The 14,429-nt window shown below is 43.1% G+C and carries 11 protein-coding genes and 1 other annotated feature; of the genes, 4 read left to right on the forward strand and 7 right to left on the reverse strand.

Annotated features, from left to right (window positions below):
- Positions 1-26 precede the first annotated feature (26 nt).
- From mbcS to ezrA, 5 genes are all read right to left on the reverse strand, one after another.
- On the reverse strand, positions 27-1,610 hold the full coding sequence (gene mbcS / locus QUF78_RS20075) for an acyl-CoA synthetase MbcS (RefSeq protein WP_289326032.1): 1,584 nt from the start codon (positions 1,608-1,610) through the stop codon (positions 27-29).
- A gap of 135 nt (positions 1,611-1,745) precedes the next feature.
- The gene (locus QUF78_RS20080; RefSeq protein WP_289315342.1) at positions 1,746-1,952 is read right to left on the reverse strand and encodes an alpha/beta-type small acid-soluble spore protein; all 207 of its coding nucleotides are present in this window, start codon (positions 1,950-1,952) and stop codon (positions 1,746-1,748) included.
- Positions 1,953-2,034: 82 nt separating this feature from the next.
- Positions 2,035-3,246, reverse strand: coding sequence for a tRNA uracil 4-sulfurtransferase ThiI (thiI, locus tag QUF78_RS20085; protein WP_289315341.1), 1,212 nt, complete (start codon positions 3,244-3,246; stop codon positions 2,035-2,037).
- Positions 3,243-4,391 carry a cysteine desulfurase family protein gene (locus QUF78_RS20090; RefSeq protein ID WP_289326033.1) on the reverse strand — a complete coding sequence of 383 codons (1,149 nt, stop codon included), beginning with the start codon at positions 4,389-4,391 and terminating at the stop codon, positions 3,243-3,245. Before QUF78_RS20090 ends, thiI begins: the two co-directional genes overlap by 4 nt.
- 240 nt (positions 4,392-4,631) lie before the next feature.
- On the reverse strand, positions 4,632-6,326 hold the full coding sequence (ezrA, locus tag QUF78_RS20095) for a septation ring formation regulator EzrA (RefSeq protein ID WP_289326034.1): 1,695 nt from the start codon (positions 6,324-6,326) through the stop codon (positions 4,632-4,634).
- A 168-nt stretch (positions 6,327-6,494) separates the two neighbouring features.
- Between ezrA and hisJ the strand changes: the two genes are divergently transcribed.
- A complete protein-coding gene (gene hisJ, locus QUF78_RS20100; protein ID WP_289326035.1) occupies positions 6,495-7,298 on the forward strand; it encodes a histidinol-phosphatase HisJ in 804 nt (267 codons plus the stop codon).
- Position 7,299: 1 nt separating this feature from the next.
- Here hisJ and refZ read toward each other — a convergent pair whose 3' ends face one another.
- The gene (refZ, locus tag QUF78_RS20105; RefSeq protein WP_289326036.1) at positions 7,300-7,953 is read right to left on the reverse strand and encodes a forespore capture DNA-binding protein RefZ; all 654 of its coding nucleotides are present in this window, start codon (positions 7,951-7,953) and stop codon (positions 7,300-7,302) included.
- 154 nt (positions 7,954-8,107) lie between these two features.
- Here refZ and QUF78_RS20110 point away from each other — a divergent pair, with 154 nt between their 5' ends.
- Both QUF78_RS20110 and rpsD read left to right on the forward strand, forming a co-directional pair.
- Positions 8,108-8,587 carry a GAF domain-containing protein gene (locus QUF78_RS20110; RefSeq protein WP_289326037.1) on the forward strand — a complete coding sequence of 160 codons (480 nt, stop codon included), beginning with the start codon at positions 8,108-8,110 and terminating at the stop codon, positions 8,585-8,587.
- Between the two features lie 370 nt (positions 8,588-8,957).
- Positions 8,958-9,560 carry a 30S ribosomal protein S4 gene (gene rpsD, locus QUF78_RS20115; RefSeq protein ID WP_057276730.1) on the forward strand — a complete coding sequence of 201 codons (603 nt, stop codon included), beginning with the start codon at positions 8,958-8,960 and terminating at the stop codon, positions 9,558-9,560.
- 99 nt (positions 9,561-9,659) lie between these two features.
- On the opposite strand, the gene tyrS is transcribed toward rpsD, so the two are convergent.
- The gene (gene tyrS / locus QUF78_RS20120; RefSeq protein WP_289326038.1) at positions 9,660-10,916 is read right to left on the reverse strand and encodes a tyrosine--tRNA ligase; all 1,257 of its coding nucleotides are present in this window, start codon (positions 10,914-10,916) and stop codon (positions 9,660-9,662) included.
- Between the two features lie 66 nt (positions 10,917-10,982).
- Positions 10,983-11,199 (reverse strand) — a binding site (T-box leader).
- A 149-nt stretch (positions 11,200-11,348) separates the two neighbouring features.
- Between tyrS and QUF78_RS20125 the strand changes: the two genes are divergently transcribed.
- Positions 11,349-14,360: a transglycosylase domain-containing protein gene (locus QUF78_RS20125; RefSeq protein WP_289326039.1), complete on the forward strand. Its 3,012-nt coding sequence runs from the start codon at positions 11,349-11,351 to the stop codon at positions 14,358-14,360.
- Positions 14,361-14,429 lie beyond the last annotated feature (69 nt).

A 14,429-nucleotide genomic window follows, 5' to 3' on the forward strand; every position in this document is an offset into this window, starting at 1 on the left:
CCGAGGGCTGACGTTAATGCGTTCGATTAATTGTTAAAGAGTGCTTCTTCCCTTTTCCGTAAATCGACCCGTTTGATTTTACCCGATGTCGTTTTGGGCAGCTCTTCTAAAAATTCGATTTTCCTTGGATATTTATATGGAGCAGTCAATTCTTTCACATGCGATTGGAGCGTCTTGATCAAGTCTTGGCTGTTCGGATCGATATCCTCCATCAAGACGACATACGCCTTGACCACATTTCCCCTTATTTCATCAGGACTTGCTATAACGGCACACTCTTTCACATATGGATGCTTAACGAGTGCATCTTCCACTTCAAACGGTCCAATGGTATATCCCGAGCTGATGATGATATCATCAGAACGACCCTCAAACCAGAAATAACCATCTTCGTCCTTTTTCGCTTGATCGCCGGTGATATAATAGTCCCCACGGAATTGCTTCGATGTCCGCTCGGGATCTTTAAAATACTCTTTAAAGAGAGCAGGTGTATCGACATGTACGGCAATATCCCCCACTACGCCAGGAGCACAGGGTTTACCAAAATCATCAATGATTTCCACATGGTTCCCCGGAGTCGGTTTGCCCATGGAGCCCAATTTAATTTCCATGCCTTTTGTTACACCTACCAACAGGGTATTTTCGGTCTGTCCATATCCATCGCGCACTTCAATATGGAAATGGTTTTTAAAGACCTCGTACACTTTTTGATTTAAAGGTTCCCCCGCTGATACAGCACTATGAAGATGGGATAAATCATAGTCATCAAGATTATTCACCTTTGCCATCAATCGATACTCGGTTGGTGTGCAGCATAACGCATTCACTTTATAGTCCTGTAGCAACTGAAGATATTTTTTCGCCTCGAACTTCCCATGATAGGCAAGACCGGTCGCTCCCGTTCCCAGAACAGCCAGGAAAGGACTCCAGATCCACTTTTGCCACCCTGGGCCTGCCGTTGCCCAAACCACATCCCCTTCGCTGATGCCCAGCCAGTTTGCAGCAGACGTTTTCAAATGGGCATATGCCCATCCGTGTGTATGGACGACCCCTTTTGGATTGCCTGTCGTGCCGGAAGTATACGATAAGAACGCCATATCCTCACTCTTCGTGTCGGCCATCGGCAGCTGATCGGATTCATCATCGGCAAGCTCATTCAAATCCAGCCAATTTTCCATCCGTTTTCCGATCGAAAATTTCAGGAGGCTTTCCGCTCCCTCTATTTCATTCAATTCTTGGGCATATTCATGATAACTGATAATTCCTTTTACATCACCGTGGTTGACCCGATACTGCAGGTCCTTGGCACGAAGCATTTCAGAACAAGGTATGACAATCATGCCAATTTTCAATGCGGCTAAATACACTTGATAAGCTTCCACCAAACGAGGGATTATGATAAGGACCGTATCGCCTTTACCCAGTCCTTTTTTCTTGAAGGCATTTCCAATTTTATTTGCACTCTTTAATAAATTCTCATATGTAAGTTGTTTTTTATCTCCGGTTTCGTTCTCCCAAAGTACAGCAACTTTTTCTGGATTTTTTGCATAACGTTCCATTTCACTCACTAAGTTGTAATGTTCCGGAGCTAATAAATCTTCACGCTTCATTTTCTTCCCCTCCAATTATGAACTCTTAGTACCTACTCATTATACAAGATACTTCTCTGATATATCCATTTATTTTTACAAATAAATAAAGAGAGCGGGTGTAAGAACCCGCTCTCTGTAGCCATATTTATTAAATTATCTTTTGAATCCTCCGCCTAATTGTTGTTCAGCCATTTGAACAAGGCGTTTTGTGATTTCTCCACCAACTGATCCGTTAGCGCGAGATGTTGTGTCGGCACCAAGTTGTACGCCGAATTCAGAAGCGATTTCATATTTCATTTGCTCTAGAGCTTGTTCCACTCCAGGTACCAATAATTCGTTTGAGCTGTTGTTGTTTGCCATGTGTTTTTCACCTCCTTGTGATTATAGAGTGTGTTAAAACACATGGCTTCATTCGCACTATTTTATTGGTAATTACAGGATATTAAAATAAGTCTTCCATCGCTTCTTCCTCATCGAATGTCTGACCCGGTTTAACCGTCAATATTTCTGTTTCGGAGACCGCTTTTTCAATCAAGGATTCAAAGTCGACGAAGCTCTCATAGTAATTGACTTTTTCACGTTTGGGTTTCGTTTTTGGGCTTGCCGGCGTAAAGACCGTGCAACAATCTTCGTACGGCAGATTGGATATTTCAAAAGTATCAAGCTCTCTTGCAATTTTGATGATTTCCGTTTTATCCATGGTAATCAGCGGGCGCAGGATCGGTGTATTCGTCACCTCATTGATGGCAAACATGCTGCTCATGGTCTGGCTCGCAACCTGTCCAAGGCTTTCACCTGTTATCAGTGCCATAGCTTCTTCTTTTTCACGGATTTGATCGGCGACCCGCATCATTAAACGACGAGTTGTAGTCATTGAGTAATTTTCCGGGATCTGTTTTTGAATCAATAATTGAATTTCCGTAAATGGAACGATATGCACTTTCATGCTTCCATTTATTTCTGCAAGCTTGCCCGCCAGATCAATGACCTTTTGACGTGAACGCTCGCTTGTGAAAGGTGGGCTATAAAAATGGATCGCTTCTACGTCCAATCCGCGTTTCATCGAAAGGAATCCCGCAACAGGGCTATCAATCCCGCCTGAGAGCATCAGCATTGCCTTTCCGCTTGAACCAAATGGAAGTCCGCCTGCCCCCTGGATGATTTCACCCGTCAAATACACGGCTTCGCGTCTCACTTCCACTAGCAAGTTCAAATCAGGGTTCTTTACATCCACTTTTAAATCTTCTGTATTCCGAAGCAAATGCCCGCCAAGTGCCCTGTTAATTTCATCTGTATTATATGGAAAATCCTTATCTGCGCGTTTTGTCGTGATTTTGAACGTGTTTACATCTTCCAGAGTATGATTAAGGTAATATAATGCTGCCGTTTTCATCACTTCCAGATCACGCTCTATTTTTATCGCAGGGCTTAAAGACTGGATTCCAAAAATGCCTTTCAATCGGTCAATGACAGGCTTATGGTCCACACCGTTCAGGAGAACGTACATCCGCTCCCGGTTGGCCGTAAGCACTACGCCTTCAATATCCTTTAAACTCCAGCGGATATGTGCCTTCATTTTGTCTACAAAGCCTTTACGGTTTCTTTTTTTCGTGGAGATTTCTCCATAACGGATAATTATATGATCAAATTTCATTTTGCAACCCTCATTATTTTTTCTAAATTAGCGACTATTTTCTGTATCGCCGCCAGAACTTTCTTCGCTTCTTCCATCTCATTGCCATAGGTAGTACTGATTCGGATGACACTTTCGGAGCGAGCTTGATTATGGAACATCGCATCCACCGTTTTGCTTACCGTCCTTTTTTTCGAGGAACAGGCACTAGTCGTCGAAACATATATTCCTTCCGATTCAAGTGCATGAAGCAATACCTCTGATTTAAGTCCCGGAACGGAAAAATTCACAATATGGGGTGCGCCCGCTTTAGGACTGTTAACCAGTACCCCGTCCATTTCCTTCAAACCTTTATATAAATAACTTTTGATTTGCTGCAGCTTATCATGATACAGCAATTGATTGTTCATACTAATGCGTAAAGCCTTGGAAAGAGCGACGATTCCCGCAACATTTTCGGTGCCGCTCCTAATTTTCGTTTCTTGATTGCCACCGTGAAAAAGCGGATCGACCCGAACGCCTTCACGAACATAAAGGATGCCCGTCCCCTTCAAGCCATGAACCTTGTGTCCCGAAATTGTACATAAATCCACATTGGCATCACGTAAGGATAAAGGAACTTTGCCTGCTCCCTGCACATTATCGACATGAAAGAGTACGTGTGGGTATTGCTTTAACAATTTTCCAATATCAGCAATCGGCTGTATCGAACCAACTTCATTATTTACATGCATGACGGAAACCAAAATGGTATCTTCCCTCAATGCATGCTTAAGATCAGTTAGATCAATTTGCCCAAATTCGTTAACGGGGAGATATGTGATCTCATAACCCATTTTCGTCAATGATTGGCATGCATCTTCTACAGAAGGATGTTCGATCGCTGTCGTGATTATGTGTTTGCCCCGATTTCCCTGGGAGTGGGCGGCTCCTTTAATGGCGAGATTATTCCCTTCCGTCCCCCCGGAAGTGAAATATATTTCCGAACTCTTCACCTTTAATAAATCAGCGATCTGCTTTCTTGCAGCAGAAAGCAGTTTTTCGGATTGGACCCCAAGTCCATGCAGCGAAGAGGGGTTCCCAAAATAGTCCGAAGTAACCTTCATGAACGATTCGATCACTTCGGGATATGGTTTAGTTGTTGCACTATTGTCAAAATAAATCATGGGTTCACCTTCCATGTTTTTGTATCTATATGGTCACACTTCTTAAATGTCTTTTCAAATGTTGCTGTTGCAACTTCTAATATTAACATAATTGAAATTGAAAGAGAATGTAAAACACTGGTCCATGAATGAAAGGAGACCTGCCTCCTTTGGATTCTTGCAGAATATTCAACTTCCCACGCTATCGGAAGTAAACTAATTCAGGATCCGGTAAAAGAAAAAACCCGCCATGGCGGGTTTTCAGGATAGGACTTCTTCTATGTTCGCTCCAATTTTACTTAAACTTCCCGGGTCGACCTTTTCAATCGCCGTGGCGGCCGTTTCCAATGCAGCTTGATATTCATAGCTTCGAAATTTCGCTTCCGCTTCCCTGAGACTCTCGGCAACTATATCGTGACTGCTGCGATAACGATTTCCGAATTGGATCACTTTTTCGGCCAAATACATATGCTCGATCAATTCATGGGCTTTTTCGTGGACCTTATTCACCTGTTGGACCGCTTTTTCTAAATAAATATAAACAGCGGCCATATCAAGCGGTTTTTCTTCAAGTTTCCCCTGAACGTCATCCATGCTTTCTTTGGCATCCTGAAGCACCACTTTATAGTCTTCGGGAAGACCTGGAATATTGCTTTTTGCAATTAATCGGCCAGTATCGACCATTTTGCGTTTCAATTCGGCCAGTGAATCCCTGGCATCCATTTCATCTTTTCGTAAAGCCTGTAATTTAACGGTAAAGTCTTTCTGATTTTCCTGTAATTCTTTCAACTGCACAGCCAGTCCCTGCATCTCTTCGCTGATAAGCGAGCTTGCCATCACATTATCCTCCATCTTCAAGACAAGCAATTGATGGCGTTTCGAAATCTGGGCAATCTGCTTTTCCATTTTCCGTTGTGCATCGAGCTCATTTTCCGTTAGATGATACGTATGTTGAACATGGATGGTTTCTACTTTAAGTTTATCGTTTTCATATTCTAGGTCACTTATCGTTTTCCTGAGGACTTCATCATTTTTCAAGACATACTGTTTTGAAAGCACTTCTTTCTCCAAAAGGTCATAAAGCACCTCAATGCTTTCGCGCATATCTTTAATGCCTTTATCCACAGCTTCCGTTTCGGCATTTTCCAACTGTGTTTTATATAGGTCAAGTTCTTCTTCAAGCCGTGATATTTCCTGCTCGAATTGGATATGGCTCAGCATATACCCCTGACCTGACATCTCCTCATATCCATCCTTCAATTCATGAAGCTGGGAATGAAGCTCGGATTGACTGTCAACCAATAATTTTGGGAGCATTTCCATTTTAACGGACAAGACCGCCAATTTTTCCTTAATGGAAAGGACAAGCTCCCTCGCATTCAAATAATTCCCGTTCACAGTCTCTTCTTCATACTTCTGAAGGATCAGCAATACTTCATCCAAGGAATTTTCCAGCTTATCAGCCGCTTTCCCGTAATTATGCCTGTGCGCAAGCAGGGATTTCTTCAATTGTCGGTAGGATTCCTTAATATCCTCAATTTCCAATCGATTCTTTTCCTCACTGCCTACGAGTTCATTCAATTCATAAAGGATCTTTTTGATCATTTCCTCGACTTCATTCAGCTTGACTGTAATTTTGCGCTGTACCTCTTTTGATCGGCTGAAACGGTACTTATCGACGAATTCCTCGGCATCGAATAAAAGCACTTCGACTTCCGGCATATGGTCCGTAATGATAGCGTCCCATTCAATGCGCCAGTTTTCGAACATTTCTTCTGTTTCACCTGTCATGTTCAATTGTTTGACTTTAGAAAGCTCCTCCAGCACGGGGCGGTGCATGATGCTTATTTTCCAGGATTCCAGTTTATCGATTTCTTTAAAATATCTCTTTTTGAAAAAATAACCCCAAATGATGAAAATCAAAATTAATACAATTACCCCAAGTATGTACTCCATGGTAAGCCCCCTGTTCTAGTCCTTACAGTCTTGCTCGTTTATATATCAATTATAAAAATGTTAAATTTAATGCTTTTATGATACCATGTTAGCAATAATTTTTGACGACAAAAATGATTTTTTTGTAGAAAATTGCTACAAATACCTGTTTTTTGGGAGGGAAGGACCATGAAAGTTGACGGTCATGTGCATACTCCGTTTTGCCCTCACGGCTCTACGGATAGATTCGATGAATATATTACGCGGGGAATCGAGCTAGGATTAAAGGAAATCACATTTACGGAACATGCTCCCTTGCCACGAGATTTTCAAGATCCTACGCCTGAAAAAGACAGCGGTATGGACGCTGTCCTGCTCCTGGATTACTTTCAGGAGCTCCGCGTACTGAAAGAACGCTATAAAGACAAAATCCTGATCAAAAGTGGTCTAGAGGTTGACTTTATAGAGGGTTATGAAAAAGAAACAAAAGAATTCCTCGACGAAATCGGAGAATTCCTTGATGATAGTATACTTTCCGTCCACTTCATCAAGCATCAAAGCAGTTGGCATTGCCTCGATTTCAGCGAAAATGGGTTTGGTGAGATCGTAAATGAACTAGGTTCAGTCGAATCGGTGTATGCCAAATATTTCGATACACTGGAAAAATCGATAAAAGCTGATTTAGGCATTTATAAACCTAAACGGATCGGGCATATTACGCTTGTCCATAAATTCCAGCATCGATATCCACCAGCATTAAGTTTTGACGACCGCGTTTACAAGGTGCTGGACATGATCAAGGAACAAAAGTATGAACTTGATTATAATGGCGCCGGGCTTGTAAAGCCGCTTTGCGGTGAGCCCTATCCTCCAGAACGGTTTGCTAAGCGTGCATTCGATCTCGGCATTCCGCTCATTTACGGTTCCGATGCCCATCAGGCTAAAGATTTGGGTCAGGGCTATCAGGCACTGATTGCAGCTTTCAATGGATAGCTCATGTATACACAGGCCGGCCCGCTAACAGTGGCTGCAGGTCTTCTGCAATGAAAAGGGTATCTTGCAGGAAACGCCCGACTTCATTGGCATAAATATTCGTGTAATAGGCTTCCTGCGGGAACACATGCAGCACATCCATCGCATAATGGGTATGCAGGACAGGAGCTGTCAGCAGGCCCTTCAACTGCAGCATATACATGGGAATGGAGACCTGCTGGAAACTCCTGCTCTTAATCCCTTGTTCCAAAACATATTGAAAATAAGATTTTTCCTTTGTAAAATAAGTCGAATGAATTTCCCGGTTTAAATTGGAATCGAGTGAAGATTCCCCATATATGAACCGTGCAGCCAGGAAGTTTTCCCTCTGGAAAGTGAGAATATCCTTTACTAGATTCATCAAGCAATGCTGCGGGCCTTTAAGCTCCAGCAGTGTCATGTTCGTCTCAAGGACCAGGATATACTCTTCTAAATATGAAGTGAAACAGAATTCAAGCAATCCCTGCTTATTCTTGAAATAGTAGGCAATATTGGCAGCGTTCACTTTCGCTTTATTCGCTATATCCCGTATGGATGTCGCATGATAGCCCTTTAAATGAAATAAATGCAGTGCTGCTTCCACAATGGCTTGTTTCGTTGGCGTCTGGCGATTCATTTAGGCAATCCCTCGCTTTCTTTGAGACAAGTCTTGTGGACTATTTCTGCAAGGAAGAGCCTGAATCCTTTAGTAAGTTCTCGACAATTTCCCAACTATGAAGCAACATGATTAGAAAGTGCTGTAAAAAAATGCGGAAGACAGGTGAACGCTTTTGTTTAATGTCGAAATGTATCAAGGAAAAAAAGAAAAAAATTATGAACTGGTCCAAAAACAACTTTTAGCCTTAATCGAGGATGAAACCAACCGGATAGCCAATTTAAGCAATGCGGCAGCTTTACTTAATCAGTTTCTCGATGAGATTAATTGGGTTGGCTTTTATTTATACGAAGAAGGCCAATTAATACTGGGACCCTTCCAGGGACTTCCAGCCTGTGTCCGCATCCCAATGGGTAAGGGTGTATGCGGGACTTCAGCGGCAACTGAAAAAACCTTGCGCATCGAGGATGTCCACCAATTCCCTGGACATATCGCCTGCGATGCGGCATCAAGATCTGAAATTGTCATACCGCTCATGAAGGATGGCAAATTGTTCGGAGTACTCGATATCGACAGCCCGGTCACGGACCGATTTGACGAAATCGATCAGCAAGGACTGGAGAAGTTCGCTGAAATCCTTTCCAGACATTTATAAAGTTCAAGGGAGCGGCAATCCTCGCCTACTCCCTTTTGAACATTACAGGACCCCATGTACATGTCCCCTCTGTTTCATGGCAATATAAATATATTGTATTTTCCCATCTACTATTCTCTTTCACCTTTTCCGTTAATTAATCGTAACTGTCCTTGACTCAATGAGCAGAATATTATACAATACTCCTTGTGTAAAATATTGCAGCCTATGTGACAGCCTTTATGTTCTCATTTTGTTCCTCAATACAGAGGTGTATCTCGTAACTCTCTGCTGCTAGGGCGAAGGTACATGAAAACAAAATGGTCATGATCGTACATTCACACGGTTTTTATTTTACCAAAATAAAAACATTTAAAGGAGGAGTCATCCTATGGCTCGTTATACTGGCCCAAGCTGGAAACTATCCCGTCGTTTAGGAATTTCCCTAACAGGTACTGGTAAAGAATTAGAAAAACGCCCTTATGCTCCAGGACAACATGGTCCTAACCAACGTAGAAAAATTTCTGAATACGGAATGCAACTACAAGAGAAACAAAAACTTCGTCACATGTACGGAATCACTGAACGTCAATTCCGTTCAATGTTCGACCGTGCTGGCAAACTTAAAGGTGTACATGGTGAAAACTTCATGGTTCTTCTTGAATCACGTCTTGACAACCTAGTTTACCGTCTTGGTTTAGCTCGTACACGTCGTCAAGCACGTCAACTTGTTAACCACGGTCACATCACTGTAGACGGAAGCCGCGTAGACATTCCATCTTACAAAGTGTCTCTTGGACAAACTATCTCAGTTCGTGAAAAATCACGCAACTTCTCAATCATTAAAGAATCAGTTGAAGCAACTAACTTCGTTCCTGATTTCCTTACTTTCGATGCTGAGAAATTAGAAGGTACTTTCACTCGTTTACCAGAACGTTCTGAATTGCCTGCTGAAATTAACGAAGCTCTTATCGTTGAGTTCTACTCTCGTTAATAACTTCGAAAACCCCATCCTTGGATGGGGTTTTTTTTCGCATGTAAACACTTTAGCGCATGACAAAGCCCGGCTGGGATTCAGCCGGGCTTTGAACAATCATTTCACTAATGTGTATTTCTTCTTGCCGCGACGAACGAGGATGAACTCCCCTTCAATCTTGGCAGCTTCGGTCACTACATATTGCAGGTCAGTCACTTTCTCCCCATTTATGGAGATTGCCCCATTTTGAATATCTTCACGGGCTTGACGCTTTGATGGCGAAATTTTCGCTTCAACGATTAAATCGACCAAACCGATGTCTTCCTTGCTTTCACGATCGAAGGAAGGGACATCTTTAAAGCCCAATTTGATTTCCGCTGCACTTAAATTCTTCACCTCACCGCTGAATAGGGCGGCAGAGATTTTGATTGCTTGGTCAAGAGCTTCCTGACCATGAATCAAACGGGTCATTTCTTCCCCTAAAGCTTTTTGCGCTTTACGCAAATGCGGTTCGGACTGTACGGATTGCTCTAACTCCTCAATCGCCTCACGTGATAGGAATGTGAAGAATTTCAAGTATTTTACGACATCAGCATCCGCTGTGTTAATCCAGAATTGGTAAAATTCGTAAGGAGTCGTTTTTTCCGGATCAAGCCAGATAGCCCCGCCTTCCGTTTTACCGAATTTCGTTCCATCCGCTTTCGTTACGAGCGGGATCGTCATGCCGAATGCTTTGGCATTCTCATCATTGGATTTCCTGATCATTTCAAGGCCGGTCGTAATGTTGCCCCATTGATCACTGCCGCCTATTTGCAATTTACAGTTGTAATTGCTGTATAAATGACTGAAATCAATTCCTTGTAAGATCGTGTACGCAAATTCAGTAAAGGAAATTCCCGTATCCAAGCGGGAAGCAACCGTATCTTTTGCCAGCATGTAGTTAATGCCGATGTATTTCCCGTAATCTCGCAAGAACGTAACCATATCGATTTTACCTATCCAGTCATAGTTATTGACCATGACCGCACCATTTTCACCATCGAATTCAAAGATGTGGGATAGCTGCCCTTTTAGGCAGTCGGCATTATAGAGCACTTTTTCCAGCGTTTGCAGCTGGCGTTCCTCTTTTTTACCGCTAGGATCACCGATGAGTCCTGTCGCACCGCCTACCAGCACAAGGGGACGATGACCGTGCTGCTGGAAACGGCGCAATGTCAAGAATGGCAATAGATGACCGATGTGCATGCTATCCGCAGTTGGATCGACACCACAGTATAAAGAAATTTTCTCTTTTTCCAAAAGGTTCTTAAAACCTTCTTCATCCGTTTGTTGATAAATAATTCCTCTCCACTCGAGGTCTTTAAGCAATTCCATTAAATATTCCTCCTCCATCTTAGAAAAAACCCGCAAAAAGCACACAAAAACGCCCCTTCATAAATATGAAGGGACGAATAAATTCGCGGTACCACCCAACTTGAGGACATAATATGCCCTCCGCTCAAGACGAATAACGGTCGTCAGCCGTTTCCTGCTACTAATCATTTCACAGCAAATGCTCCAGGAAGTAATTCATCATACCATTTGTACCGATTTCCACTAACCACCGGCTCTCTGAAACAGGGATAGTCTGACTACTGGGTCCTATCATCGCGATCATTTAATCATTTTATTGTTGTTAATAAACTTTTATCATACATAAGAATCCTTGTCAACATCACCCTTACAGATTATAGAAAAATAAGAAAGATGCCCTTTCCCCTACCTGTTGTATGCTATAATATATGTGATTTCAGGGGGTATGATACGATGAATAATAATCAAAAAGATAGATTTCAAACAGTCTGGAAGCAGCTGACTCGTTTTTTCCAAAGTGAAAAAACACATAAGAACGCGCGGGTTACATACCAAGTCATTTGGAATTTAACACTGATCCTCATTATTGTCGGGATCCTAGGATTCTCATTCGCCGGCGGCGTCGGAGCCGGCTATTTCGCTGCCCTCGTCAATGATGAGCCAGTACGCTCAAAAGAAGATTTAAAAAAAGACATTTACAATTATGAAGAGACCTCTGAAGTATACTTTGCAGATGAAGTATACTTGGGCAAGCTTAAGAGTGACCTTGAGCGTGAGGAAGTGTCCATCGATAAAGTTTCCGAGCATCTTAAAAATGCAGTCATCGCTACAGAAGATGAGTATTTTTATGAGCATGACGGGGTTGTCCCGAAAGCCATCCTGCGTGCGATTTACCAGGAATTTTCGAATGCATCCGTCCAATCGGGGGGAAGTACATTAACACAGCAGCTCATTAAAAACCAGGTCCTGACCAACGAAGTTTCGTTTGACCGGAAAGCCAAAGAAATTCTTCTTGCGCTCCGGGTCGAAAAGTTCTTTGAAAAAGAAGAGATTTTGGAAACGTACTTAAACGTCTCCACTTTGGGACGAAACTCTTCAGGCCGTAACATCGCCGGGGTCGAGTCCGCCGCTGAAGGTATTTTTGGCGTGGAGGCCAAAGATCTGACACTGCCCCAATCAGCCTTTATCGCGGGATTGCCGCAAAGCCCTTTCGGATATACACCATATACCCAGAAAGGAAAATTGAAGGAAAATCAAGAGCCCGGCATCAACCGGATGAAAACCGTTTTAAAGCGGATGTATAGTAACGGGTACATAACAAAAGCAGAATATGATAAAGCAAACGCATACGACATTACAAAAGACTTTATCGGCAAAACGGAGATGCCATCCGAGAAATATCCATGGCTCACCTATGAAATCGAAAAACGCTCCATCGAAATCCTATCTGTCAGTCTGGCAAAAGAAGATGGATATGAAGAGAAAGATTTAAAGAATGATGATTTAAAAGCTCAATATCTAGCACTTGCCGACCGTAAGCTGCGCCAAAATGGCTATAAGGTTTATACGACCGTCAACAAAAAGATTTATGACAAGATGCAGGAAGTAACGAAAAACTATCCGAATTTCGGGTACGATAAACTGGCGCAAGTCCCCGACCCGGATACGAAGGAAATGAAGACCGTGAGCCAGCCCGTAGAGGCCGGAGCGATTCTTATCGAGAATAAAACAGGGAAAATCATCAGTTTCGTAGGCGGGCGTGATTTCAAGCGGGAACAGACGAACCACGCCACCGCATCATTGCGCTCGAACGGATCAACGATGAAGCCGCTGGTGATATATGGTCCAGGCATCGAGCTAGGCAAGATCTCGCCTGGCAGCGTATCGGCCAACGTGCCGATCTCCATTCCAACAGGCGGCAAACCGTGGAGTCCAGGAAACTATGGCGGCGGCAGCTATACGGGAGTATCGACTGCCCGCGAGGCCCTGAAGAATTCCTATAACATCCCGGCAGCGCTCTTTTACAAGAAAATCATCAACCTGAGCCCGGCTTCGTATTTGGAAAAAATGGGCTTCTCCACCGTGACGAAAGGGGATTACTCCAATCTTGCCATGTCATTAGGTGCGATGGAAAAAGGTGTAACCGTTGAAGAAAACGTCAATGCATATGGCACTTTTGCCAATTCAGGAGAATTCATCGATGCTTATATGATCGATAAAATCGTTTCGAAAGATGGCAAAGTCATCTATCAGCATAAAGTGAAACCAGTGGATGTTTTCTCTCCGCAAGCCGCTTACCTGACGCTTGATATGATGCGTGATGTCATAAACAGCGGGACGGCGGCCTCAGTCAGGAACCGCCTTGCCTTCTCAAGCGATTGGGCAGGTAAAACCGGTACTTCACAAAACTATTGGGATGCCTGGTTTGTAGCCAGCAACCCGAATGTATCGTTCGGGACATGGCTCGGTTATGACAAGCCGAAATCCTTGCAAGGGACCTATAATGGTCTTGAATATAATAAACGTAATATGTATTATTGGGCAGATCTGATCAATGCCGCATATAAAGTCGACCCTAAACTCATCGACCCCGATAAGCGATTTGAAATGCCGGGCGGAATTGTCAGCCGTTCCTTCTGTGGCGTTTCAGGACTGCTGCCTTCAAGCTCATGCCAAAAGGCCGGGCTTGTCAAATCGGATTTATTCATCGCGAAATATGCTCCATCCAGGGCGGATGATAGTTTCATAGATGGACAATATGTATCAGTCGGCAGCAAACGCTACGCAGCCCTTCCGCAAACGCCTGGCGAATTCACAAGCGGCGGGTTCATGTTGAATCCAGATTCATTTGCAGATATCGGATTGAGATATGTCGTTGACCCGGGATCCGTGATTCCCGGAGCCGAAAAATCAGGAAATGTCGTCGGGGCGACAGCGAAATTGAATGATAATGGCAAAGCACCGGATGCCCTATCCATAAAAAAAAGTAACGATAAGATTACTTGGGGCTTGCATCATGAAGGTGATGTCGTCGGTTATCGTGTCTATAAAGACGGCAAAAAAGTCGCGAGCATCAATGCTGGGGAGAATCTTGTTTACAAAGTCGGCTCTGGCGGTTCTTATTATGTAACGGCCGTGGACATAGTCGGTAAAGAATCAGCCCCTTCTCAACGTGTTGAAAGCGGCGCTACAAAGAAAGTTTCAAAAGAAGATTCCACAAAAAATAAAGATGCTCAAGGAAAAGATAAAATAACTAACGAAGATAAAAAAACAGACTCAAAAGAAGTGAACGTTACACCAGAAAAGGAAAAAGTAATAGAAAAAGAGCAAGATAAAGAGCTAGATCAAGATAAAGAGCAAAACAAAGACAATACAGATAAAGAAGATCCGGAAACCGACAAAGATCAAAACACAGTCAACGATAAAGAACAGGACACGGATAAAGCTGAAGAAGAGGAAGAATGACACTCTTTTGAAGTAAAACAGGCTGTCGGGGATGACCCGGCAGCCTGTTTCATTTAATCTCCCACACTG

The organism is Peribacillus sp. ACCC06369 (genome assembly GCF_030348945.1).
In the GTDB taxonomy this organism is placed as follows: domain Bacteria; phylum Bacillota; class Bacilli; order Bacillales; family DSM-1321; genus Peribacillus.

What these genes read in the sequence shown, in the direction of transcription:
- mbcS (WP_289326032.1), bottom strand. Translation starts at nt 1,610, where the DNA reads ATGAAGCGTGAAGATTTATTAGCTCCGGAACATTACAACTTAGTGAGT.
- QUF78_RS20080 (WP_289315342.1), bottom strand. Translation starts at nt 1,952, where the DNA reads ATGGCAAACAACAACAGCTCAAACGAATTATTGGTACCTGGAGTGGAA.
- thiI (WP_289315341.1), bottom strand. Translation starts at nt 3,246, where the DNA reads ATGAAATTTGATCATATAATTATCCGTTATGGAGAAATCTCCACGAAA.
- QUF78_RS20090 (WP_289326033.1), bottom strand. Translation starts at nt 4,391, where the DNA reads ATGATTTATTTTGACAATAGTGCAACAACTAAACCATATCCCGAAGTG.
- ezrA (WP_289326034.1), bottom strand. Translation starts at nt 6,326, where the DNA reads ATGGAGTACATACTTGGGGTAATTGTATTAATTTTGATTTTCATCATT.
- hisJ (WP_289326035.1), top strand. Translation starts at nt 6,495, where the DNA reads ATGAAAGTTGACGGTCATGTGCATACTCCGTTTTGCCCTCACGGCTCT.
- refZ (WP_289326036.1), bottom strand. Translation starts at nt 7,953, where the DNA reads ATGAATCGCCAGACGCCAACGAAACAAGCCATTGTGGAAGCAGCACTG.
- rpsD (WP_057276730.1), top strand. Translation starts at nt 8,958, where the DNA reads ATGGCTCGTTATACTGGCCCAAGCTGGAAACTATCCCGTCGTTTAGGA.
- tyrS (WP_289326038.1), bottom strand. Translation starts at nt 10,916, where the DNA reads ATGGAATTGCTTAAAGACCTCGAGTGGAGAGGAATTATTTATCAACAA.
- QUF78_RS20125 (WP_289326039.1), top strand. Translation starts at nt 11,349, where the DNA reads ATGAATAATAATCAAAAAGATAGATTTCAAACAGTCTGGAAGCAGCTG.